16 protein-coding genes are annotated in these 24,653 nt (G+C 54.4%); 10 read left to right on the top strand and 6 right to left on the bottom strand.

Features of this window, described 5'->3' with window-relative positions:
- Positions 1–174: 174 nt before the first annotated feature.
- Positions 175–5,367 carry a tandem-95 repeat protein gene (locus KF752_12480; protein ID MBX3422361.1) on the bottom strand — a complete coding sequence of 1,731 codons (5,193 nt, stop codon included), beginning with the start codon at positions 5,365–5,367 and terminating at the stop codon, positions 175–177.
- A gap of 1,007 nt (positions 5,368–6,374) precedes the next feature.
- Between KF752_12480 and KF752_12475 the strand changes: the two genes are divergently transcribed.
- Together KF752_12475 and KF752_12470 are read left to right on the top strand one after the other, a co-directional pair.
- The gene (locus KF752_12475; GenBank protein ID MBX3422360.1) at positions 6,375–7,094 is read left to right on the top strand and encodes a hypothetical protein; all 720 of its coding nucleotides are present in this window, start codon (positions 6,375–6,377) and stop codon (positions 7,092–7,094) included.
- 106 nt (positions 7,095–7,200) lie between these two features.
- Entirely contained in the window at positions 7,201–7,968 is a 768-nt protein-coding gene (locus KF752_12470) for a segregation/condensation protein A (protein MBX3422359.1), read from the top strand.
- Positions 7,969–7,987: 19 nt separating this feature from the next.
- On the opposite strand, the gene KF752_12465 is transcribed toward KF752_12470, so the two are convergent.
- Complete coding sequence (locus KF752_12465; protein ID MBX3422358.1) at positions 7,988–8,848, bottom strand: hypothetical protein; 861 nt, start codon at positions 8,846–8,848, stop codon at positions 7,988–7,990.
- Positions 8,849–9,222: 374 nt separating this feature from the next.
- On the opposite strand from KF752_12465, the gene KF752_12460 reads away from it, so the two are divergent.
- The 3 genes from KF752_12460 to KF752_12450 all read left to right on the top strand — a co-directional run bounded on the left by KF752_12460 (position 9,223) and on the right by KF752_12450 (position 13,606).
- A complete protein-coding gene (locus KF752_12460; GenBank protein MBX3422357.1) occupies positions 9,223–9,957 on the top strand; it encodes an ABC transporter ATP-binding protein in 735 nt (244 codons plus the stop codon).
- A 9-nt stretch (positions 9,958–9,966) separates the two neighbouring features.
- Positions 9,967–12,330 carry an ABC transporter permease gene (locus tag KF752_12455; protein ID MBX3422356.1) on the top strand — a complete coding sequence of 788 codons (2,364 nt, stop codon included), beginning with the start codon at positions 9,967–9,969 and terminating at the stop codon, positions 12,328–12,330.
- A gap of 67 nt (positions 12,331–12,397) precedes the next feature.
- Positions 12,398–13,606 (top strand): HlyD family efflux transporter periplasmic adaptor subunit, encoded by a 1,209-nt coding sequence (locus tag KF752_12450; GenBank protein ID MBX3422355.1) that lies wholly within the window; start codon positions 12,398–12,400, stop codon positions 13,604–13,606.
- Between the two features lie 48 nt (positions 13,607–13,654).
- On the opposite strand, the gene KF752_12445 is transcribed toward KF752_12450, so the two are convergent.
- Both KF752_12445 and cimA read right to left on the bottom strand, forming a co-directional pair.
- Entirely contained in the window at positions 13,655–15,316 is a 1,662-nt protein-coding gene (locus KF752_12445) for a Na/Pi cotransporter family protein (GenBank protein MBX3422354.1), read from the bottom strand.
- Between the two features lie 159 nt (positions 15,317–15,475).
- The gene (gene cimA / locus KF752_12440) at positions 15,476–17,125 is read right to left on the bottom strand and encodes a citramalate synthase (protein ID MBX3422353.1); all 1,650 of its coding nucleotides are present in this window, start codon (positions 17,123–17,125) and stop codon (positions 15,476–15,478) included.
- 515 nt (positions 17,126–17,640) lie between these two features.
- Here cimA and KF752_12435 point away from each other — a divergent pair.
- From KF752_12435 to KF752_12415, 5 genes are all read left to right on the top strand, one after another.
- The gene (locus KF752_12435) at positions 17,641–19,344 is read left to right on the top strand and encodes a hypothetical protein (GenBank protein ID MBX3422352.1); all 1,704 of its coding nucleotides are present in this window, start codon (positions 17,641–17,643) and stop codon (positions 19,342–19,344) included.
- A gap of 118 nt (positions 19,345–19,462) precedes the next feature.
- Complete coding sequence (locus tag KF752_12430) at positions 19,463–20,272, top strand: ATP-binding cassette domain-containing protein (protein MBX3422351.1); 810 nt, start codon at positions 19,463–19,465, stop codon at positions 20,270–20,272.
- Positions 20,269–22,488 carry a CPBP family intramembrane metalloprotease gene (locus KF752_12425; GenBank protein MBX3422350.1) on the top strand — a complete coding sequence of 740 codons (2,220 nt, stop codon included), beginning with the start codon at positions 20,269–20,271 and terminating at the stop codon, positions 22,486–22,488. Before KF752_12430 ends, KF752_12425 begins: the two co-directional genes overlap by 4 nt.
- Before the next feature lie 123 nt (positions 22,489–22,611).
- Entirely contained in the window at positions 22,612–22,815 is a 204-nt protein-coding gene (locus KF752_12420) for a twin-arginine translocase TatA/TatE family subunit (protein MBX3422349.1), read from the top strand.
- Between the two features lie 70 nt (positions 22,816–22,885).
- Positions 22,886–23,164, top strand: a complete 279-nt coding sequence (locus KF752_12415; protein MBX3422348.1) for a twin-arginine translocase TatA/TatE family subunit — start codon at positions 22,886–22,888, stop codon at positions 23,162–23,164.
- An 80-nt stretch (positions 23,165–23,244) separates the two neighbouring features.
- Here KF752_12415 and KF752_12410 read toward each other — a convergent pair whose 3' ends face one another.
- Positions 23,245–23,871, bottom strand: coding sequence for a DJ-1/PfpI family protein (locus KF752_12410; protein MBX3422347.1), 627 nt, complete (start codon positions 23,869–23,871; stop codon positions 23,245–23,247).
- A gap of 80 nt (positions 23,872–23,951) precedes the next feature.
- The gene (locus tag KF752_12405) at positions 23,952–24,527 is read right to left on the bottom strand and encodes a DUF1801 domain-containing protein (GenBank protein MBX3422346.1); all 576 of its coding nucleotides are present in this window, start codon (positions 24,525–24,527) and stop codon (positions 23,952–23,954) included.
- Positions 24,528–24,653: the final 126 nt, after the last annotated feature.

The raw sequence follows: 24,653 nt of genomic DNA, 5'->3' as shown, positions 1-24,653 counted from the left end.
TCCCTATGCATCTGCTCGCGAAGCGTAGAACGCGAGTGTGAACTCAGGAAAGCACAAACGGCCACGACTCCATGTCGTGGCCGTTTTTCGTTGTGCGCCAGGCATGACGCGGAGCGTCATTGACTGACGCTCGCAACTGCTAAAGAACCAGAAAGTTCGGTACTAGCTCTCGACTCAATGCGCAGTGTTCAGTCGCACCGAATTTGCCATCTCGTCAAAAAACCACTCAATATCTTCGTCATCCTCATCCGCAGACGCAAACCAGCGGTCGACTTGATTCGCAAATTGTGAATAGTGTTCGACTTGCGGCTGTGACTTGCCGGCTGGTGCTGGCGTCACCAGCGGCTGGGCACTAGAAATTGGTTCTACTGGATCAGTGGCGCTTCGAGTCCCAACGGCGTCGAGCCGGTTGCTGCCGTTGCCAAGAGGTGGAGCAGCCAGGCGTGAGCTATCGCTTGGAGCAGCGACCATACTTTGGACGACGTGCGCCTCAAGGATCGCATTGGCACCTCCTTCACCCTCGCCAGAGCCTGACATCGCTCTGCGGTTAGAATTCAAGTAGTTGATCACCAACAAGGCATCGAAGGCGCTGATTCGACCGTCCGCATTGGTGTCAGGAAATATTCGGGTAGTCGCTTCGCCTTCGCCGCTGCGAAGAACTCCAGTACCATTCAGATGGTTAATGATCAGCAGTGCATCGATCGACGAAATGCGACCATCATTGTTCACATCCAACGGCCGTCCCGCATTGTGATATTCACCGCCAGCCCCACTGCTACCGGACGCGACAATTTGCACCTGGTCAAATCCATAGCGTATACGATCTGGCGTTACGACCTCGGGTGGCAAATAAGTCAGTGTATCGTGGAAAGGTGCGATGTCGGCTGGGTCGGCAATAAAGGTCGCTGTGCCCAATGCATTGGCCGTCATGGTAATCGTGTACAGCAGGAACCGTCCACTGCCGACCGGAGCCCCCAGATTTGATACCTGGGCTCCAATCTCATTAACGATTCCGGGTACACGAATATCACCTTCACGAACATCTGTGTAAGGCTCGGCAAAGCTAACCAAGAATCCCAGATTGGGATCATTGGTGCTGCTGAGTACCGGCGATACTAGACTGGCGTTGTACAACATATCCATGTAGGCCGTGAACAGCCCACGATCACTGCCCGCACCGCGCACATCTTGGATGTAGGCTCTAACTTGGAATCGGCTGCCCAGAGCCACCGTGTCAATCGGCTGGCCACTGAGGTCCGTTACAACGATATCAAAATCGGCGGTCGTATTGGCAGCTGGCTGAGGACCAACCCGCACACTGACCGTGGCTGTAGAACGAAATCCACGACCGTCCTGAATGGTGTAGGTGAACTGGTCGAATCCTGAGATTCCGAAGTTAGGCGTGTACTGAACTATTTGACCGGGAGTTCCACTGCGGCTGGCAAAGGCCACCGATCCACGCGTCCCTTGAGTGACCTCGACGATCGTAATGCTGCCGGTCAAGCCCGGTCGGTCGTTAGCTAAGACGTCAATCGGGAACTGAATCGCATTGACAGGAATCACCGTCGTCAACGAATCATCCACGGCCTGTGGAAACTGTACGCCGTCAGCGAAAATCTGCAACTGAGTTCCCAGGTAACGAATCCTGTCGATCGGGACCGCCGAACCAGGTACGTTAAACAGCAGGGTATCTGAAAGCTCGGCCAAATCGGCTGGATCTGGCATGAAGTTGGCAATACCGGCGGAGCGCGCGGTGAACGTTATTTCCGCCAGTCTGATTGGATCCGGGTTCTGCAAATTCGTTCGACTGCTTGTGGCCCCAAACTCATTGACAATTCCAGGAATCGATGCATCACCGGTTGTCGCCGCGTCATAATTATTCAGGAAACTGACTTCAAAATTGAACCGCGAGCCAGGGGTATTGTTAGCCTTGAGAGAAACCAACTGCATGCTGTATAGCAGGTCCATATAGGCTGCAAAAACTCCGGAAGCTACACCAGGGTTTGCCGCATCGAATCGCAAGTCGTCGACCTCGACCGCAATCTTAAAGTCCCTGCCCTGCTCGATCACCGAAATCGGAGTGCCAAACATGTCGGTCGCGATGAGTCGAACCTGAACCTGATCATCCAGGCGATCCCCCGGAATGGTGTGCAGCGTCACCTTGGCCGTGGAGCGTGCTCCCGACAAGTCGATCACTGTGTACGTGAAGCTCTCTGTGCCACCAAAGTTGCGCGCTGGCGTGTACCGCAAGCTCTTGCCGCCCGTGGCAATTGAGACTGCCCCGCCACGATTGGGCTGAGTTATCGACAGAATGGTTAATGCACCATTCTGCCCTTCAATGTCGTTGGCCAATACATTCAGAGGGAAGTCGACCGAATTGACCGGAACGTCAAAACTGTCATCGACCGCCAAGGGATTTTCGAAGAACAGATTGACGTTGACGGTCACCGTCGCCGTCCCCTGCTCGCCCAGCGAGTTTTGCATGGTATAGGTAAAGGTATCGATGCCAATGAAGCCGGCAGCGGGACGATAGAGGACGCCGGTACCATTGGGTGCCACCTCTGGCGTTCCTCCAGCAGCGGTCGGGCCGCTGGTTCGGATTACCCGCAATGTTTCGCCGGGTGCCCGAAAATCATTTGCCAAAACGTCGATCACATTCAGTACCGATCCAGCCCGCACCGAGGCTGTATCGTCGATGGCTAAGCTGAAGGAGTCGACAATGGTTAGACGATGGTCTTCCACTTCGCCACTGCTGCTGGCGCCGGTTGGCCCCAAACCGCGCTCATGACTGTAGCGTAAGCGAGTTATCACGTTGCCTAACTGGGCGGTTGCTGGAATGCTGAACGTGACGATGTGACTGCCGGAACCCAGCACCTGATCTGACACGAATTTTTCGTTGCTGTCGAATACGCCATTGCCATTGAAATCGGCCCACACACTCAAATAGGCTTCGCGACCTGTCGTATTGGTGGCCGTGATACGCAGTCGATTATCGTTTCGCCCACGGACCAACGGTCGAATCAATTCGACGCCATCTTCGTCGTCGATCACTGAGGCATCTGGACCAATCGTCCCACTTAAGTCATCAGCGTCGGCAGCAGCCGAAAACTGCGGGGCCGGATCTGCATCCCACTCGGTTCCCAACCGCAAACCGTCGGTAAAGCCATGGCTAGCCACGCCGTAGCTCGCCGGAGCGTCGCCGTAGTCAACCAAGATGCGATTGCCAAAATCCAGGCCAGTCAGTCGGGCCGCATCCGTGACTGGATTTCCAGTCAACGTCACCGTGTGCGCAAAATTGCTTGCGGAGCCGGGGAACGACTGAATCCAGCCAGATTCAATTACCTCTCGTATCTGAAACGTTCCCACGCCTGGATGTGGCAAGACGTAAGTACCGTCGTCCTTGGTTCGGACAGACGGCTCGCCGATATCCAGACGCCCATCGCCATCCAAGTCGATATAAACCCAAGTGCCACCAATGTTCGGTTCATCGGAATCTCGCAGCCCGTTACCGTTCAGGTCGTTCCACTTGCGGCCGGTGACGGTGGTCTCCACTAGCTCGAGACCAAAATTGCGACCAGTGATTGTCCCGGTAGCTCCAACGGTTACAACCTGGGCATTTGTTTGAGGGGCGACTAGGCGGAAGCCGGTAGGTACAACGACTCGAATCGTGCGAGATCCCGAGGGCACCAACAGACTGTAGGAGCCATCTGCTGCAGTACGGGCAGAAGGCTCGGAATTATCCAATACGCCGTTGCCGTTAAGATCCGCGTAGACCACGATATTCGAAAGCCGTGTGTCTATGGCATCGAGCGTCCGATTAAGATTGCGATCCTGAAAAACCACACCACTGACTCGCGCACCCTGTTGTCCTCCAATCAGGCCCCAGCCCAGCCAGTTGACGACATCGTTGACTCCTCCGTCAAAAAACGGCTGCGCACCGCCAAATCCATCCGCCGCAAACTGGATTGGCACATCGTCGGCCGTGCCCCAAATCCCGTCGCGGCCCGCACCGGTGCTGATCACAGGGTCAAAGAAAGCATCCATTATGGACAGAGTCGTATTAGAAGGATCCTGATGCCAGGCACCAAAATAGTGACCGGCCTCATGCGCAATGACCACTGCCATGGCTTCGGCAATGACGTTCATGCGAGGAACGGCTGAACTAATTGGGACTGAATTCATAGATGCGATGAGTGTATCATGCATGACCAGCGCAGTCTCTTGTGTGTCATAGTTGCCGGGGTCGATTGACTGTGCAATACCCAGCAATCCGCTGGGAGCTTCGGGGTCTCCTACGAGCTGCTGGAAGGTTCCCGCGATGACCACGCGACTAACATTCGATTCGCCCCAAGGATCAAAGTGATCCTTGCTGTTGCGAATCTCAATCGCGAAGTTTGGATTGGTCGTGAGGGCTCCCAAAGCCTGGAACTTGGCGGTTACTCGACTGACGATTTGGTCGATAAAGGCCGCTTCATCGCTCGGCTGCAGCCCATACTGCTGCATAAAAGTTCGCATTGGCGACATCCGCGCACTTCCGATGCCAAACCCAAAGAGTGAGCGACTGACAAAACCGCCTTCAAAGTCTAGATAGAGAATCTGTTTCGTGCCTGCCGGTTGCGATTCCATGGGCGGCCGGAATCGTCGCATATTAAGGGTATAGTTGTTCAGAGTGCCTGTTTGAGTCACACTGGCATCGCTGGTCCGCAGATAATACAGGCCGCTACTTGGAATCACGTAGTGAAAGGCTACCTCGCCACCGGTTGCTCCGGAACTTAAGCTGCCAGTTAATGGCGAATCATCCGGCATGCTCGACACCTGCGCGAGGGGACGCCACTGACTGGAAATCAGCTCTTTCCGACTAGCGTCAAAGAGCGACAACACCCCGGGGCCATTAACTCCATTTCTCAGGCCGCTCAGCCGAAGGTCCAGGATATCCCCAGCATTGAGTTGGGCGCGATAATAATCTTGATCAATGTTGCTCGACACTGAACCGGTCACAATGATGGTCGAGCCATTACCAAAATTCAGAAGCTGTGCCGTACTGAATCCATTGTTCGGCTCCGCCTCGACGACAGTCGTTACGCCGGCATCGTAGGCCCCCTCGGGAAAGGTCGCCCGTGAGTTGGAGCCGCTCGAACCGTTTGTCTGGAGATAGGAAATCACCGCCTGCTGCGACTGACTGTTCGTAAACCAACCTGTCTGTAGTATCTGCGGAACATCAACAGCCAAGAGTTCTCGCTTTTCCAGCGACTCCAGTAATCCCTGACGCAGCTGCGAACGCCTACTTCCTGCCTGCGCAGTCCGGCCAGCGGTCCTGCCAGTGATCCTGCGGATGAAGCTAATTAATCCTGATTTCCGAGACTTCACTTTGGAATCCTCTGCCCACCGCAAGGCCCAGGCCGGGTCAAACTGTGGTAATTAGAAGTTGCTACTGGGCCGTAATTTTGAAAAGTGCGCAGCTCCGCTTTGGCAACGCCCCCACCTTTTGGTGGCTGGTAATCTGGGAGCCCTGGGAAGAGCAGTCTCGATTCTAATTCCACCACCCGCTCTGTCAACGAAGCGTCCCGTGCCTAGGACGCGCTGGGGTCATGCGTAGTTCCACGTTTTAACAGTTTTAACGATTGCGCACGCCCCGCACGAGAGCCCACCACATGGCGGGTCAACTCATTGGCAGCCATGGCGTCGGTTCTTGCTACCGCGCTCGTCGGCAGCCAGACCGCTCTATGCACCATTGCGTCGGCAGCCTGAATCGGAAGCTGAGCCCCCAACAGCACACAGCGAACCTCAACTGCGGACCCGCCTAACAACCTGATTCCAAACCCAACTCGAGGCCGAGTGAACGGCTAGCTAACCACCCTCTAAGCGAACACACAATCAACAACCATATCCGACACGACGGAGATACACAGACACATCAGACATCCGATATCACACCGAGAAACGCAAAAAACCCAAAAAATTGGGCAACAAAAACCAATTCAAGACGGAACTCACAGCAAACAGCCAGAGACAAAGAACCAACAAGGATGTCAAATAAACATCCGAATACAAAAAGGAGAATAACGTACCTTCTCAGCCGTGGAACCCTGAGACAAGCCGCACAAGTTAGCCGAATTTCGATAGCTCCACTGGGATCCGCCCGATTGGACACTTGGTTTCTGGTGCATTTCGGCGACTGCTCATTTATTAGGCAGTCGCCACGACTAGTCATTTTGGGTGGATGCCAAAAACTTGCGCAGCGGACAGATCTGACTGTAACCGCTTGCAAGCAAATGGTTTACGAGCAATCGATTGCTTGCGTTAGATGATTGAACTGAAAGTCGAGCGACGGAGGCTCGGCGCTTTTGCTTCACTTTAACGCATTCGAGGACGCCATGAATCCAACTTCCCTCCAGCAACCTTCGGTCGGCCTTATGACCGGCACCGCCCCCCAGTACGTCGATGGCAACACCAGTCGGCAGCCCACCATTCGGACAGGACTATCAAGCTTCCCTAATCGGCTTGCGATGGAGTTGACTCAGTTTAACAAAGTCGCTCAAGGCATTCGTCAGGGCCTTCAGCCTGCCTCGGACTTTGGCGCTCGTTGCCAGCAAGCGTTTGAAGTTGCAAATGACCTGTTTGTGCATGCGCCAACTTGGGTGTGCTTCTACCGCGAATTGATGGGCGGTTCCGGCCTGATCAACGTGCTGTTTGCAGATGCCAACGACTTTGGCCGGTTCTTGCGGTCGGATCAGTATCATCAGATCCAATTAATGCTCACCGCACTTCGCAGCCGAGACCTGCCCGAAAACGATCCCAACGATCCTCAGCGGATGATTACCGTCCGTCTACCCAAGAGCCTTCATGAAGCGATGTGCGAAGAAGCTGGACGACTGAATATCAGCGTCAACCGACTGTGCATCTCCAGAATGCTGCAGCTGCTGGATCCCAAAATGATTCCCGAGATTCAGTCCAAGCCTCGTGGACGCAAGCCACGTACGCGCTCCAGTAATGAGGCCCGGCAGGATGAGGCCACGATGACCTGCTCGACCATGCCGCAAACACCACCAGCCACGCAGGCTACGCATATGCCGCAAACTGCACAGCTTAGCTAATCTCTCTGTCGGCAAGCAGAAGTGCCCTGCGCTGGTCGCAACCTCGACCCGCGTGGGGCATTGTGTGTTCGTTCCACCATTACCGCAGTCGATCGCTGAGCCTGAAATGTCTTTTCAAGTCGACATCGACCTGTTCAGCGGTCCGCTTGACCTGCTGCTTCACATTGTTCGCCGAGAAGAGTTGGATTTAGCCCGACTGCCGCTGGCTGCCATTATCGACCAGTACCTTGACTACCTCGAGGTGTTGGTCGAGTTGGAAATTGACGACGTAGCCGATTTTCTGGACGTCGCCAGCTTGCTGATCGAACTGAAGTCCAAACAGGCAGTGCCGACCTCCGAGTTGCCCTCCGAAGGCAGTGATCGCTCTCCCGTGGATGAATTGGGCGAGGACCTAGTTGAACGATTGGTGCAGTACAAGCAAATTCGAGATGCTGCAAGCGTTCTGGACGACCAGTCCCGTCGTTGGCAACTCCGCTACTCGCGGTTAGCCGATGACCTGCCAGTGCCTCGGCTTCAATCCGATCAACAGCCGATCGAGCCCATCGAAATATGGGACTTGGTTAGTGCCTTCGGCAGAATCCTTCGCGAGCGGCAAGCCCCAAAATCCGCCGAAGTCATCTATGACGATACCCCTATTTACACCTACATGCAGCGCATTCACGGACTAATCAGACAGAACCAGCAAGTCGAATTGACCTCACTGTTCGAAGGCGGAATGCACAAAAGCGCGCTGGTAGCTCTATTCCTGGCAACACTTGAGCTTACCCGGCACTACGGAGTTAGTACTCGACAGGCTGAACCCTCTATGCCGCTATACCTGACCGCCGGGCCCAACTTTCAACCGGATGTTCAGTTGCCTCTAGCATCCGCGTAGCTGAATTACAGGCGGACGCTCAGTTGTGCCTGCCATGTGAAACCCGCGAGTCGCCTGCGTGATCCTGCAGCGTAAACGAACTGAGCGCTTGCAAGGCTTTGACGACGGTGTCGGGAGAGACCTCAGCCCAATCGTTGCTTCGATGATGAATGATTGCTAGCTTGAACTGCTCCACGGCGTCCGACAGGTCCGGCGGCAGTTCGGGCAATCCTGCAAACGGTGACTGTATGGAAACGGATTTGTTGACATCTTCCCAGGGCGCGGCATCGTCATCTGCCGCCTGGCTACGAGTATCATCGGCATCGCCGAAGTCTGGATCGTCGTAACGCGGGCCGGCCTGCTGGATGTCGCGCGGCGCATCGTCAGCATCGGCCTGTGAATCGGAAGTGCGCGTGGTGGTCTCGGCAAGCGGTACAAAGTCTTCGTCTAGGCTGCTAGCCGCAATCTCGGCATCTTTGGGTTCGGCTGCTGGATCTGCCCCTTGGACTTCCCAGCGTGCACGACGCATTTCCGAAACGCTCCACTGGCTCTGCACAGCACCTTCCAACCACATCTCCGCATCATCCCACTCCAGCGCCGCCAGAAAATGGCTCCAGTACAGTCCTTGGAACGTCGAGAACTGCTGGGCAAATCGCTCAGAAACCCTCCTCAAGCGTCCGACGTGCTGTGAAGTGACTCCGCCCACACGCTGGCTCCATGCCTGATCGGAGTAACTGGCTGCGGGGGCACCGGAATCGACGAGCGCCTGACGCCAACCGCAAATGATTTTGCCCTTTTCCCAGTTTGTGGTGCTGATCAGTTGCGTCCAGCGTCCCACGTACTGTTCCGACAACTGATTTGTGGCTGCATCGCTGATGTCCACAGGTGCATCTATTTCCAATATTGCATCTCCAGCTCTACTCAAACGATCTTTGGTACCACTAGCTACCTGTGTGTCAACAGACGAATTTTTCCCTGATCCAGTCAATTGGCTTTCTCCTGACGAGCCTTTGAGTATTCCATAACAGTTTGCGCCACGCTTAGTTCACCTGTGCGGTTTGCCCGAGCGACGATCTGATGTTTTACCGAGTATGCTAGCAAGCAGAAAGCGATTGGAGTACAAAAAGACGTTGCATGGAGGTCTGCGCGTGAGCAAGTTACGCACTGGATAAACTTTACGGTGCGCCGCCAATTCTGACCCTCCGCTGAAATAATTTGATTCCAACGGTCAATCCATGTGGATCATTTGTCAATTAACGCCGCTGAGTTGCTTCTATGAATAGAGGTCTTCAAGCAACAGAAACTCGTGCGGTAGTTTTTGAGTCCCGCGACATCACCCGGGTTTATCGGATGGGCGAAGTGGACGTGTGTGCACTACGTGGAACGAGTTTGACACTGTTCGAAGGGGAATTCGTAGTTCTGGTTGGACCATCGGGCAGCGGCAAATCGACGCTACTCAATATCTTGGGGGCACTGGACTTGCCTACATCCGGTCAGGTGTTCTATCGCGGTCAAGAATTGACGAAGATGTCCGAAGCCCAGTTGACCCGATTCCGTCGAACCAACGTGGGCTTTGTCTTCCAATTCTATAATCTGATTCCCAGCCTGACGGCCGAAGAAAATGTAGCATTGGTAACTGAGATTTGCGAAAACCCGTTAGCGCCCAGTGAAGCACTGGAGCTGGTGGGGCTCGCCGAGCGACGTCATCATTTCCCATCACAGCTTTCCGGTGGCGAACAGCAACGGGTTGCCATTGCTCGCGCCATTGCTAAGCGCCCCGGTGTGCTGCTGTGCGATGAACCTACCGGAGCGCTGGATGTGACCACTGGAGTGCGCGTGCTGGAGGTCATTCAGCGCGTCAATGAAGAATTGGGCACAACGACGGCCGTCATCACGCACAACGCCATGATCGCCGAGATGGCCGATCGGGTAATCAGCATGTCCGACGGTCGAATCGTCAATCAGCGTCAAAACATGCGACGCCTGGCACCTCATGAAATCCAATGGTGAGACAGGCGTATGCGAGCCATAGACAAAAAGCTATTGCGCGACTTGTGGACCCTGCGCGGCCAAGCATTGGCGGTGTGCTTGGTGATTGCCTCTGGCATCGCCATTTGCGTCATGTCCCTCAGCACACTCGATTCCCTGACGGAAACTCGGGATACCTATTACAGTCGCTACAACTTCGCTCACTTGTTTGCTACGGTACGTCGCGCACCGTTGAGTGTAGCGCAGCGGATCAGCGAGATAGATAGCGTGGCACAGGTTGACCCACGAATTGTCCAAGACGTAACTTTGATTGTCAGCGGTATGGACCAGCCCGCCACTGCGCGCTTGATTTCCATACCGGACCTACGACAACCGGCGCTCAACCAGATTTACCTTCGTCGCGGCCGAATGCCCGAAGCGGGCCGAGGTTTGGAAGTCCTGGTTGGCGAATCCTTTGCAGAGAAACACGGTTTTCTCCCAGGGGACAGCGTTCAGGCAATCTTGAACGGACGCTTGCGAACGCTCAATATCGTGGGCATCGCGTTGTCCCCAGAGTACGTACTACAGGTTAAGCCTGGACAGATTTTGCCCGATTCCCTCCGGTTTGGCATTTTCTGGCTACCCAGTTCCGTCATGGAAGCGGCGTTCGACATGAAGGGAGCCTTCAACGACGTTAGCATTTCGATAATGCATGGGGCCAACGAGACAGAAGTCGCACGACGCGTCGATACGCTGTTGGATCCGTGGGGAAATGCAGGCTGTTTTGGTCGCAGTGAACAGATGTCGGCGCGGTACCTGGCCGACGAAATCCGGCAATTGCGCGGGACGGGCATGATTGTGCCCACTGTATTTTTAGCGGTCGCCGCTTTCCTGTTGAATATCGTGCTTTCGCGGCTCATACAGACTCAGCGCGATCAGATTGCTGCGCTCAAGGCATTCGGGTACTTCAATCTACAAGTTGGCTGGCACTACTTCAAGCTGATTGCAATTGTTGTGTTGGCCGCCTCAATTTTGGGGACGTTGGTGGGGTCGTGGATGGGACGCGGCCTAACCCAAATGTACACCACGTTCTACCGTTTTCCACTGTTCTATTTTCAGTTGGATCTTCGATCAACAATTGTCGCAACGCTGCTGAGCTTAGGGGCCGCATCCCTAGGTAGCCTGAACGCCGTCTTAGCCGCAGTACGATTACCCCCGGCCGAAGCAATGCGTCCCGAGTCGCCCGCGCGATACAGCGTGTCGCTGATCGAGAGGTTTGGTCTGCGTCGCCTAACTACACGCACGATGCGCATGGTACTGCGACAGCTTCAGCGTCGTCCCTGGAAGTCGGCTCTGAGTTGCATTGGCATCAGTCTGGGAACAGCTGTCATGGTTGTGGGTGGATTCATGACCGATGCGCTGGACTATCTGGTAGATTTTCAGTTTCGCTTGTCACAACGAGATGACGTCACAGTGGTCTTTCGCGATTCAATGCCAATCAGTGTCGTGACCGAACTGCAGCATCTACCCGGCGTAATGCGTACCGAGCCCTTTCGATCGCTGGCCGTGCGACTAACTCATGGTCCACGCTGGCGGCGCATGGGCATCATGGGCTTGGATGGACAGCAACAACTCTTCCGCTTATTAGATTCCAACGAACAACGGCAGGAAGTGCCCGAACGTGGCCTGCTGGTGTCGGAGAAGGTCGCACAAGTACTTGGCGTTCAGGTTGGAGACATGGTCGACATGAGCGTACTGGAAGGCAAGCGCCCGCGCTGCCAGGTTATGATCACAGGGCTGATCCGTGATTTTGGAGGCATGAACGCCTACATGCCAATTTCACAAATCAATCAGCTCATGACTCAACCGCCGGTTGCATCCGGAGCATGGCTTAAAGTTGACAGTCGTTGGCAAGACGAACTGTATCGGCGGCTTAAGGCCACACCGGGCGTGACCGGAGTCACTGTCAAACAGGCCAGTATTCAAAGCTTTATTGATACCATCGCCGAAAACCAATTGAAGATGCAGGCTTTCAATATTGCTTTTGCCTGTGTGATCGCCTGCGGTGTCGTCTACAATACAGCCCGCATATCTCTGTCCGAGCGCGGCCGCGAATTGGCGACTCTAAGGGTACTTGGCTTCACCGTAGCCGAGGTCTCGGCAATTCTGCTGGGCGAACTGGCCGTGATAACGTCTCTAGCGATACCATGTGGACTGCTGATTGGCAACTTGCTAACGTGGCTGACCACGCTGGCAATGCAGACCGAGATGTACCGCATTCCGTTCGTAGTCAGTTGGAACACCTGGTTTCGAGCAGCCTTCGTTGTATTGCTTGCAAGCGTGATATCTTCACTCATCGTCCAACGTCATGTCAAATTGCTCGATATGATTAGCGTGTTGAAGAGTCCAGAGTAACGGATAGCGGCTGTTCGGCCGCACAGGATCCTGAGCGTTCCCAGAAGAGTGAGGAAGTATGCGCCGCATGGCGATCTTAGCCGGACTGATCCTTGCTGCTGGAGCGGCCTGGTATTTATTTAGCGAGCAACCGGTGACTGTTGATTTAGCGACGGTTGCCAGAGGTCCGCTACGCTTGACCGTGCATGACGACGGGAGGACTCGCATCCGAGAAAAATACACGGTTTCTACGCCCGTTGGCGGCCGACTGATCCGCATAGACCTGAAACCTGGCGATTCAGTATCGGCCGGCGAGACAATTCTGTCGGTGATCGAACCAACAGATCCCGCCTTATTGGACCCACGCTCCTTAGCCGAAGCTCGGGCTCGCGAAAGCGCAGCAGAGGCTCGTCTCGCACAAGTTGAACCGCGACAGCTACTTGCCCAAGAACGATTGAAGTTTGCAGAGTCTGAGCTGCAACGTCTGCGCACACTACATGGCAGTCAAGCGGTTAGCCAACAAGAGGTTGACGCTGCTGTGCTAGCGCTGGACGCTGCACAATCAGAATTGGCAGAGTCCAATTATGCACACGAAATTGCCAAATTTGAGTTGCGGATGACTCGGGCAGCCATGATTCATACAGGTCAACAAACAGGATATTCAGACTCTGATTCATTTCGGTTTCCGATCTTAGCGCCGATCAGTGGCAAAGTCTTACGTGTGTTGCAAGAAAGTGCTACGATTCTGCCAGCCGGTGCACCGCTACTCGAAATTGGCGACCCTAACGACCTGGAGATCGAGGTAGATGTATTGTCCACCGATGCTGTAAAGATCCGGCTGGGGGCATCGGTTTACGTGGAGCATTGGGGAGGTGAACAGCCATTGCGCGGCAAAGTCCGACTGATTGAACCATCAGCATTCACTAAAGTCTCTGCCCTAGGGATTGAAGAGCAGCGTGTAAATGTGATTATCGACTTCGATCGCCAGCAAGATTTATCGGTGCTGGGGGATGGCTATCGGCTTGAAGCGTCGGTCGTAGTCTGGGAAGACGACGACGTACTAAAGGCACCCATCGGTGCTCTGTTCCGTTCCGATTCGGACTGGGCAGTGTTCGTGAATGCTGCGGGCCGGGCCGAGCTGAGGCGAGTAACCATCGGCAAACGCAACGACCTTGAGGCTCAAATCCTGGATGGACTATCCGAAGGTACGCAGGTAATAGTGCACCCCGGAGATCAGATATCCAGCGGTGCTAGGCTCAAGCCCCGACCACCTGAGGGCTCGACTGCCGGCCCATGATGCCGCCAACTCCAATCCGTTCCACGCAATTGAAGCTACCGGCCGACTCTAACCCGTGACCGTCTCTGCGATGTTCTCCAAGTGATCGCGAATGCGCGCATAAGCATTAAGTGCGGCCAGAAAAGCGACGCTGATCTGAGGCGCGATGTCACCCTTGGATAGGTCCTCCAGGTGCTGTTTGCGAAACTGCTTGATGCGTGACCTGATTTCCTTGGAAGTATTGTCGGTATCGCGAGCGACATTCGGATCATTGCGGGCAACTCCGGAATTTACCGCCTTCAAGTAGTTGAGCGTCATGCCGTTCAATTGCCCAAGCTGTTCGCGCTGACCTAAGGTGTATCGCAACCCGGATTTTCGTAACTTGCGATCAAACTTATCCAGGCCTACAAAGTAGTCACTGATCGACTCATATTCGTCAGCCATCGTCAGTTGCCGTCGTGCCTCATCGGCCACTTTGTGCGGCAAGGCTTTGGCTAACAGGTCGGTTACGAAGGAGGAGACTTCATCTTGAACGGAATCGAATACCTGTTCACGGTGTTTCAGTCGGTTTTCGAGTTGCGTATCCAGCACCTCCTGATCCTGCAGTTCCTCCAACCAACGAAGCATTTTTTCGCATCCGTCGCCCATCTTCAGTACTTCATTCCGAGAACGTTCAATGGCCAGTGCGGGTGTGTCCAAGTAGCGAATATCTAAGTCCGTCAATTTGGGTTTTTCTTTGAATTCTTTGTTGGGAGCGACGCTCTCCAGTATTTTCACGATCAATGGAACAAACGGCAGAAACAACATCGTATTGGCAATGTTGAACAAGCTGTGCGTCAGGGCGATTGAGGAGCTAATTTCGGTCGACGATAAAGTCGCTTGGCCTGGTTCGATACCGACGAAGTATTCAATCAGCCGAATGTAATACGCAAAGATCGACGAGATCCACAACACTCCCAGCACGTTAAATATCGAGTGAAAATAGGCGGCACGTCGAGCGGCAGTGGTTGTGCCGATCGAGGCGAGCAGCGCCGTAATCGTTGTGCCAATATTTTCGCCCAGCACAAGTGCACCGGCAGTCTGGTAGTCGATTAAACCCTGTGTTGCCAATGAAATCGTGATCCCCAAAGTTGCCGAGGAGGACTGCACAACGGCCGTCAATACACACCCGATCAACACGCATTTCAGTACGCCCAAATAGCTGTCGGCATGAAACTGGTGGAACCACTCAACGAACTGCGGGTTGGTCTTAACAATCGCGCAGGCCTCCTTCATGGTCTCCAATCCGAAGAATACCAAGCCGATTCCTAAGGCCGCCAGTCCCACGTACCTCCAGCGATCTGCCCTGGAAAACAGATACAACAACACCGCTATCCCGATGATTGGCAGTCCGTACTTGCCGATCTCCAGTACCAAGATCCAGCCGGTAATCGTAGTTCCAATATTGGCGCCCATGATGACGCCCACTGCTTGCCGTAGCGTCATCAAGCCGCTATTGACAAACCCAACTGCCAGAACGGTGGTGATGGAGCTGGACTGGACAATACAAGTAGACAATGTACCTACTGCAGCGGCCATAAGTCGATTGTTAGTCACGAGCCCTATCAATCGCCGGAGGCTTTCGCCGGCAATAGCTTGCATGCCGTCGGACATGTTTTTCATGCCCAGCAGAAACAGCCCCAATCCGCCCAACAACGTGCAGAATAGGTGAACTAGCGTTGAAGTATCCATGTGGTAACGGTCAAAGAATAGTGGACGGCCGCTGCGATTCCTCCAGCGGAGTGAACCGCCAGAACGATAGTTTTGAAGCGCGGCAGCGGCGCCATATTATCAAAAGCAGCGGTTTGACAAACCGCAGAGCGACCTCCAAATAGCCAATTAACCTATTCTTCACAATCCAGCTTGGCCCGACGATCCGACCTTGCTATGCCTAGAACTGGGCGGAGCGGTGGAATGTCGCAATTCTCCTTCCGCCAACGCCAGCTTGTATTCCACAGCGTCGATGAGCGCCAGCCAGCTGGCTTCGATTAGATTTTCACTTGCGCCAATAGTACCCCAAGTATGTTCGCCATCGGAGCTTTCAATGTTCACGCGGATCCTAGCGGCCGTTCCCGCTTCGCTGTTAACCACACGCACCTTGTAGTCGACCAAGTACATGTCCGAAAGCACTGGATAGAAGCGTTCCAGACACTTGCGCAAGGCAGCGTCCAGCGCGTTGACCGGTCCATGGCCTTCGGCCGCCTCGAAGCATTCCTGATCGCCGACTCGCAACTTTAGAATTGCTTCGGCAAATGCCGCATGTCTAGGGGCATCTCGATCACCGGCCACGACACGGTATTTCACAGTCTGAAAATGCGGCTTAAACGTATTGGCGACGCGCTGCACCAACAAGTCAAAGGAAGCTTCAGCGCTTTCGTACTGATAGCCGCTATTCTCCCGCCGTACTACTTCGGCCAAGATCGCGTCCATTAACTGTCGATCGGAGTCGATGTTATGCTTGGTGGTCAACGCTATGATGTTCGACCGCCCGGATAGTTCGCTGACCAAGATGCGTCGTTGATTGCCCACGAGGCTGGGGTCTAGGTGCTCGTATGAGTGCGCCGCCTTATTGACCGCATGCACATGCATGCCACCTTTATGCGCAAAGGCGCTTTGCCCCACAAACGGCTGATTATTACGGTGCTGCAGATTGGCAGTTTCATAGACAAACCGCGACAACTCGGTTAAGTGTTCCAACGGCCGACCGCCGCAGACTTCATAGCCCTGCAACTTGAGGGCTAAATTGGCCATGACGGGAATCAGATCGGCATTACCGCAGCGTTCGCCAATTCCGTTGATGGTGCCCTGCACCTGATTACAGCCAGCGTCTACTGCCGCCAACGAATTGGCGGTCGCCAAGTCACCGTCGTTGTGACAATGGATTCCCAGTTGCACGGAGTACTTAGACAGCTCGGCCAACACAGTTCGAACGATCTGCGCCACGTCCGCGGGTAGCGTTCCACCATTGGTATCGCAGAGCACGATCCACTTTGCACCAGCCTGAGCTGCCGCTTGCAGCGTTCTCAACGAATAGCCGGGGTTGGCTTTGAAGCCATCAAAGAAGTGTTCGGCATCGTACAAAATTTCAGCATGGCGTCCCAGAAATTCGATGCTGTCGCCGATCATCGCCAAATTCTCATCCAAGTCAACGCCCAGCACGTCGGTAACTTGGAAATCCCATGTCTTGCCAACGATCGTACAGGCCCCGGTTCCGGCTGCTAACATCGCCTGCATACCTGGATCTTCGGCCGCCTTGAAACCGCGACGTCGCGTCATTCCGAATGCGCTCACCACAGTCTGGCTCAAGTTCAACCGCCGTACATTCTCAAAAAAGGCAACATCCTTCTCGTTAGACAGCGGGTAACCACCTTCGACGTAGTCGATGCCAATCTCCGCCAAACGTTGACATATATTCAGCTTGTCTTGGAGCGAAAAACTGACACCTTCCCCCTGGGCTCCGTCGCGGAGCGTTGTATCGTAGATGGCGATCGTGCGCTTCATGAAAGACTGTATCCGATCTCATTGCGAAACTTTTTTGCCAGACGCAGCACTTTTGTCGTCGACACATAGCATCAACAAAAAACCCTGAAGCTGTATACGGCCTCAGGGTGTTGACGAGTCCCGTACATCGCTTTCGTCATCAATTCTCCGCCGGCACTGTCCCCTGTTTGACAGGCTTGCGTGTGGCAAAATACTAACGTGGTGGTTTGCAAACTAAGGCACACTCTCCAGGCTGTCAACTCCTAATGGTAGTCGAATTCAGCCGTAGCCCTCTCGGCAAATCAACGAATTCATGCCGATAGTCGCCGCGACTACTAATTTCGGCACTGTCGGCAATATCCGCAGAATGTGAATCGCGCGTTCAGCGACTAGCTAAACGTTGGCTGATTTCCAGCTCAGGCGCTCGGGTAGACAATTCCAATGGGCTACGGTTCCAAGAATCGTTTCTCTACGCGCGGTTTTGCCCGATTTCCCCTGCAATCCGTGCCAGGAACCCGTATCGCCCCGACTGTATCATGAATCGCGCAACATCGGAATCGTCAATCGCACAACTCAGTTACCTTGTCAATTCATTCTGGCAGTGGCGGAAGCTGTGGATCGGTTGTACCCTGGCATTTGCTGCAGCGGGTGTGCTCTACGCCATCCTGCTGAAGGACACGCTGTGGGTAGCCTCCCAGGGCTTCATCGTCCGGGACGAAGTCACAGGCACGATGATGAAGCTGGGGCGTTTCGAGAGCCAGTCGCAAATGAAGGCATCTCAAGAGACCATCCTGGAAATGGCTCAAAGTCCTCAGGTCGTCGCACACGCTCTAAGCGCCGTCGGGCGCAAGTCTGTGTGTTTTGGTCTATGGCAAAGCAAAAAGCCCTATTCTGCTGCCGAAATTGAAAGCTTTGCCAGGAACTGTGTCAAAGTTCGAGCGCCTCGAGGTGCAGAATTGGGCACCACCGAGGTTATCTATTTGGACGTCAAACACGACTCACGCGATCGTGCGATTGAACTCACAAAAGCAATCTGCGATAGCCTGGAAGCCCAGCTCCAGCAAGTGCGCCGCTCGCGGGCAGAATCGGTTTTGGTCGAATTGCAAGCGGCAATGACTGTGGCCGAAAACGAATTATCTGTAGCCACCCAGAAACTGCAACAAATCGAACGCGATGCCGGTGCCGACTTGGCCGACCTGCGCGGCATGACCGATTCCAATGTTGGTAGTACCTATCGTCTGATGTTGGACTTAGTACGCGACGATCTCAGAAAATGTGAGTTCGAATTGCAAAGTCATTGGCAAAACATCGAAGCCTCTCAGGCTGCCATCGACCATCCCGAAATGCTATTGCATGTCGCCGATCGACTAGCCGCAACTCTGCCAACTTTCGCTAAGCTCCGTGACGGACTGGCCGAAGCCAAGACTCGCACGGCTCAAATGCAAGGCAAATTCGCTAACTCGCACCCTGAGGTAGCCACGGCCCTGAATATCGAACGCCAGTTCGAGCAAAACTTGCGCGAACAACTGGCGGCCGCCATCACTGCCCTGCACGGATCGATTGACCTGTCCAAACAGCGCATCGGGGTACTGCAGTCCCAAGAAATGGAACTTGGTAGGCGTCTCAATCGCCTGGCCGACATCCGTGGACGATACACCAACATTGTGTCAGAAGTTTCTGCTCGCAATCATGAGTTACAAGAAATCAATCGTGAGCTCACTCAAGCCACAGCGGCCCGAGATGCTGCATCGGCCAGCAGCCTATTGACGCGGATTTCGGAACCATCTCTGGGAGATCGCCCCGTGGGTCCCGGCCGGACTACGATCGTCGGTGGTGCCACCCTGGGCGGTCTGTTCTTCGGATTGGGAATCGCATTTATGTTGATTCCGCTGGAAGGGGTTGTTGCGACTGTGCCTCAGCACACTTCGCCCACATCAACTTCAAGAAAGTCCCAAGTGTCTGGCGACGCTGGCAGGGAGTTGCAGAACCCTGGCCAGACTAAGTCAGCGGTCGCGGTCGAGTTAGCCAAAGCGTTGTCAAGTTCGAAAAGCACGCCTGAAATGCTGTCGGGAACACCCCAATCGGCAAAAGCCCCTAGGCCTGCGGACGAGATTGCATCGACGAGTATCACACCAACCGCTGCAGCCTCAAGTTCGGGATTTGATCAACAAAGACTTTCTGAAGTTCAAGCGATTATCGCCAGCGCCTTGAAATGTCAATCATCGGCAGCGCGCACGTAAACTGACACCGCACATTGCCCCGTGCAAAATCACGGCACAATGACCGGCAGACAACTACCACGCCAACGCTATTCCACTAACGATCCCTTCGCGGTACGCCTGCGACAGAGCCCAACCAATGGTCGAAGCAGATGGTCTCACGAAATCGTATCCAGATTATGAGGCCGGCCAGTTCCTAGCGCTGGACCGAGTGAGCTTCCACGTTGGGCCCGGTGAGATATTTGGTCTATTAGGGCCAAACGGTGCCGGCAAGACGACGGCTCTGCGGATTCTGAGTACCGTCCTGAAGCCCACCGGCGGCTGCGCTCGCATCAACGGCTTTGACGTGGCGACTCACGCCGATCAAGTGCGATATAGCATTGGTTTTGTTTCCAACAATACGGCTACTTACGACCGATTAACCGCCTGGGAAATGGTGGAGTACTTCGGCAAGCTGTACGGAATTCCATCCGAGCGACTGGAACAACGCATGGAATTAATCTTCGAGCAACTGCAAATGCAGGATTTGCGCGATATCGCATGCGGACGCATGTCCACCGGGATGAAGCAGAAGGTATCCATCGCCCGCGCCATCGTTCACGACCCGCCCGTACTAGTGTTTGACGAACCATCTTTGGGACTGGATGTGATGGTCGCTCGGGCTTTGCTAGAAATTATCGCTGAATTCCGACGGCATGGAAAATGTATTATCTTCTCCACACACATTATGCGTGAAGTAGAAAAACTGTGCGATCGCGTGGGAATTCTCTACCGTGGCAAGATGTTAGCTACCGGAACATTGCCAGAATTGGCAGCGCGTTACCAGCAAGACGATTTCGAAGAGTTGTTCTTTCACTTGCTGGTCGAATCCGACCGTCAACATCGCCAGCCCCAGCCGGTAAGCAGCTTTCCTCTTGCCGGCGAAGGACTTGATAAGGTGCGTTCGTGAACTGGAAGCATGTCCATCTGATTTTCAAGCGTGAGATGCTGGATCAGCTCCGCGATCGCCGGACGCTGTTTACCATTACCGTTCTGCCGCTGTTGCTGTATCCGCTGCTGGGCATGTTGATGATGCAGGTAGCGCAGTTCCACCGCGAAAGCCCTGTCCGCGTCTATGTGCTCGGCCATGAAAACTGGCCCGCAAGTCTGCCGTTGCTCGACGACACTGGACAAATCGTGTTAGCCAACGCAATGGACGAATCTCGGCAGCTGCTGGAATTCACCTTGCTGGATTGTCCTGACGATACCAAAGGTGGAATCGAACAATACGCCCAAAAGTTTCTGAATGCTCAACAAGCTGATGCCGTAATCATCATTGATCAACGTTTCACAGACCGTCTAGGAATTGTACACGCCAAGGAAGCACACGCCGACGGTGAAGAACAGACTCACCAACCGCCAGTAGCTCAACTGGCAGCCCTCAATGCCCAATCAGGCATAACATTGCTGACGAACATGGCCCGTGATCAGTCTATGATCGCCCATACGCGACTATCTCGCTTGATCGATCAGTGGTGGGACCAGTGGCGTATGCAGCAATTGGTCATCGCTGGTCTGCCGCCAGTCTTATCAGCTCCCATCCAGCTTCAGCACCTGGATACTTCCGTGTCGACGGTACGACAAGCTGTTCGCTGGACCAAAATCTTGCCATTTGTGATGTTGGTCTGGGCATTGACGGGGGCTTTCTACCCTGCCATCGACTTGTGCGCCGGCGAGAAAGAGCGAGGTACCCTGGAAACACTGCTGTCCAGTCCCGCCAGGCGGCGCGAAATTGTGTGGGGCAAGCTGTTAACGGTCAATGTGTTTAGCATTGCCAGCGCGCTGCTGAATCTGCTGAGCATGCATCTTACCACGGGTATGGTCGTCAAAGGATTGTCGGCTGGCATGCCCGGTGGACTTTCAGAATCATTCGGACCAATGCCCATCCATACCATGGGCTGGCTGCTATTGCTGCTGATTCCAATGTCGGCATTTTTCAGCGCTCTAGCTTTGGCTGTGGCCGCTTTGGCTAAGAGTACCAAGGAAGGACAATACTATTTGATGCCGCTGCTGTTGGTAACGCTGCCACTGGTGGGTGTGCCAATGATCCCCAGCGTGCAAATGAACTTGGGCACCAGTCTGATTCCAGTTTCCGGCGCCATTCTGCTGGTTCGATCGCTGATCGAAGGCCGATATGCCGAAGCCGTTTCGCATCTGCCGGTCGTGTTTCTAATAACCGGGCTGTGCTGCGCGTTTGCCGTTCGCTGGGCCATCCGCCAGTTTGAAAGCGAATCGGTCATGTTCCAGGAAGCGGGACGCTGGGATATGCGTAGCTGGGCTCGACATCTGTGGCGAGATCGCGAAGCTACCGCTCAGCCTTCGGTGGCGTTGCTGTGTGGCGCCTTGATTTTGGTAGTCCGTTTTTTCGCTCAGTTCTTTGTGAGTGCCGACACCTCGTTCATCACGCAAACCCTGCTAGTTCAATTGGGCATTATCCTTCTGCCGTGCATCCTCATGGCCTGCCTTTTGACTCGCAAGCCGCGATGGGCGTTGCGGATCCATCGCACACAAGGCTCACATTTGGTGGCCGCCATGCTAATTGGCTTTGCGTTGCACCCCAGCTATCAGGTGCTGGGACAAGCGATCGTCGAAGTCTATCCGATCAGTCAGGATACGCTGCAAGTTGTAAAGCAATTCGAAGGCAAGATCTTCGAACACAAACTGTGGGTTATCCTGGGATTGCTGGCTGTCCTGCCAGCCGTGTGCGAAGAACTGGCATTTCGCGGTTTCATCTTTGGTGGACTACTACGCCGACAGGGCGTGCTGCGGGCTGTCATTGTCAGTTCGCTGCTGTTCGGCTTTGCCCATGCCATACTGCAGCAGTCGATCACCGCGTCAGTAATGGGGCTACTACTGGGCTTGATCGCCTGGCGAACTGGCGGTGTGTTGTGCACTATCGTCGTCCATGCCATTAGCAACGCGCTCAGCCTGTCGCTTGCTTGGGGCAGCCGTAATTGCACGGAAATTCCCGATTTCCTGAGCTGGGCCGTTGAATCTGGGCCTCAGGGCTGGACATACGTTCCACACTGGCAATTTACCAGTGTTGTACTGTCGATCGCGCTGTTCTTGATTCTGTTCCAACGTAGCCAAAAAACAGAACGCGTTGTCTTGGCCGAGACGGCCTAGTGCGGTCTATCGCCGAACGGTTTGACTGGCCGGGCTGCTGTCTCTAGAATATTGACTCATGCAGCTACGAACCGCAATGGCTGCATCCTGCCGCCGAACACTAAGTAAAACCTGGGGTTTTCAATGACCTTACTCGCCATTTTAGGGCTGGGCACCACTGAACTGTTGATCTTCATGGGCATTTTGTTGCTGCTTTTCGGCAGTGCAAAATTGCCCAGTCTGATGCGCAATTTGGGCCGTAGTGCCAATGAGTTCAAGGCTGGTATGAGCGACCCCATATCGGCCACCAAGGACGAATCTGACGACGATGCCGGCGCCAAGAGTTAGGCGATTCGTATAGCATCTGCTAGTTATCGGCGCTGATTGGTGCTCGGTTCCTGCCGTAAAGGTTTCGCCAATGTTTTCCAGCTTCGGCTACACGGAAATGCTCCTGCTGGGGGTCATTGCGCTGATGCTGTTCGGTAGCCGATTGCCCGAGGTAGCACGCAATTTTGGTCGGGGATATCGCGAGGTTCGTCGCAAATTGGATGAGGTCCAACGTGAATTTCGCGATTGGGACAAGCCTGAACCCAATCCACCCAGTCGTCCTCAATCTTTAATTGGCCAAACGGACGATGTCCAACGCTACCAACCGGCCGCGCCCAGGTTCGTGCCTCCCACAGACAACGACGACTAAACGATCAGTCTTCGAACATCATCTCGCTTGGAACGTCCCCTCGCCTTGGTCAGGCAACATTGGGCGATGGGCGATGCGGCTTAAAGAACAATCCGGCGCGCATCGCTTGCTGGATAGGGATACTCCATGTGCCTCGCGGTAGCCTCAGCAATCGAACGGCTGTAGTAACGCTCGACCACCTTCAATGACATGTCAATGCCTGCTGATATTCCGGCGGACGTGAAAACATGGCCGTCGACCACAAAATGCTTATCCGATTGAACCTTTACCGCGGTCAGCGACTCGGCCATCCATGCCAATGATCGCCAGTGCGTTGTGGCTCGCCGGCCGTCAAGCAATCCAGCAAACCCCAGCACCATCGAGCCGGTGCAGACGGATGCGACGACTTCCGCCGACTTGGAACGGCTTTTCAGCCATTCGAGTAACACATTGTTGTTGATTTGAATTCGCGTTCCCCAGCCACCAGGCACCAGCAATATGTCAAGGTCTGGACAATTGGCGAAACTGCAATGGGGTTGAACGACCATGCCACCGGTGGTTGTGATCGGATTCAGATGCTCCGCCACCAATTGCACGTTAAACGGCGACAGCGTTTCGCGCCGTTGCGGCTCGTCTAGTCGCACCGCCGAAAACACCTCGTAAGGTCCACAGAAATCGAGAATCTCCACGTCGTCGAAGATGACGATGCCGACTTGTTTTCGTTCCATGCCAAACACCTCTTTAGACGCTTCTCTGAGCCGCAGTGCGCGCGCGTAATACCAAGCACACTATCATAATACCAAGCACACTATGGGGTCCAACCCGGCAGCGCGGCGGCCTGCCTTACCCAGCTGGCCAACTGTTTCTCATCGACTTGATCATTCTCGTAGATATCGATCCAGCGGGCATCCTTGCTGCGTTCGGTACCGCCCGGAGGCAGCGGTTGCAGAGACACTCCGTTAAAGAACGTCACTTTAACGTAGCGCGTGAACACATGGAATGACAAAAAATATCCTTGTCCCTGGACGCCATAAACTGGGGAATTCCACCGTACCGCTTTGTTCACCTGTGGAACCTGACGATCAACGATCGCATCGAGCCGCTTGCCCAAAGCACTTTTCCAACCAGGCATGGCTGCAATGTAGGCCTGAACTGGAGCATCGCCATCGCCCTTAGCAATCTGCGGATTTCCACCAGATAGTAACACGACGCCCGAAGCTTCACCGATATGCTTGCCGGTCTCTGCCTTGGTTGCAGCCGTCTTCTTCGAATTCGATGTAGACCTCCGGCCTGGGCGACAGTGGCATGGAATCGCGTTGTTCGGTTTCTGACTCTTTTTCGCCATCCGACGGCTCCCATTCAAAGCCCTATCGCTCATGCTCATGCTGGCAGACCGCCATGCAGCCTACAGTATATGAATGTTGACGCCTCAATGCAGCACGAAGCCGTACTGCATCATGATGATATTCGCCTCGATATTCATCCATCAATGACGACTCCACATAGCGGC

Source organism: Pirellulaceae bacterium, assembly GCA_019636385.1.
Classification (GTDB): Bacteria; Planctomycetota; Planctomycetia; order Pirellulales; family Pirellulaceae; genus Aureliella.
Note: the sequence above shows the minus strand (reverse complement) of the source record. Positions and strands in the feature narration are given on the sequence as shown.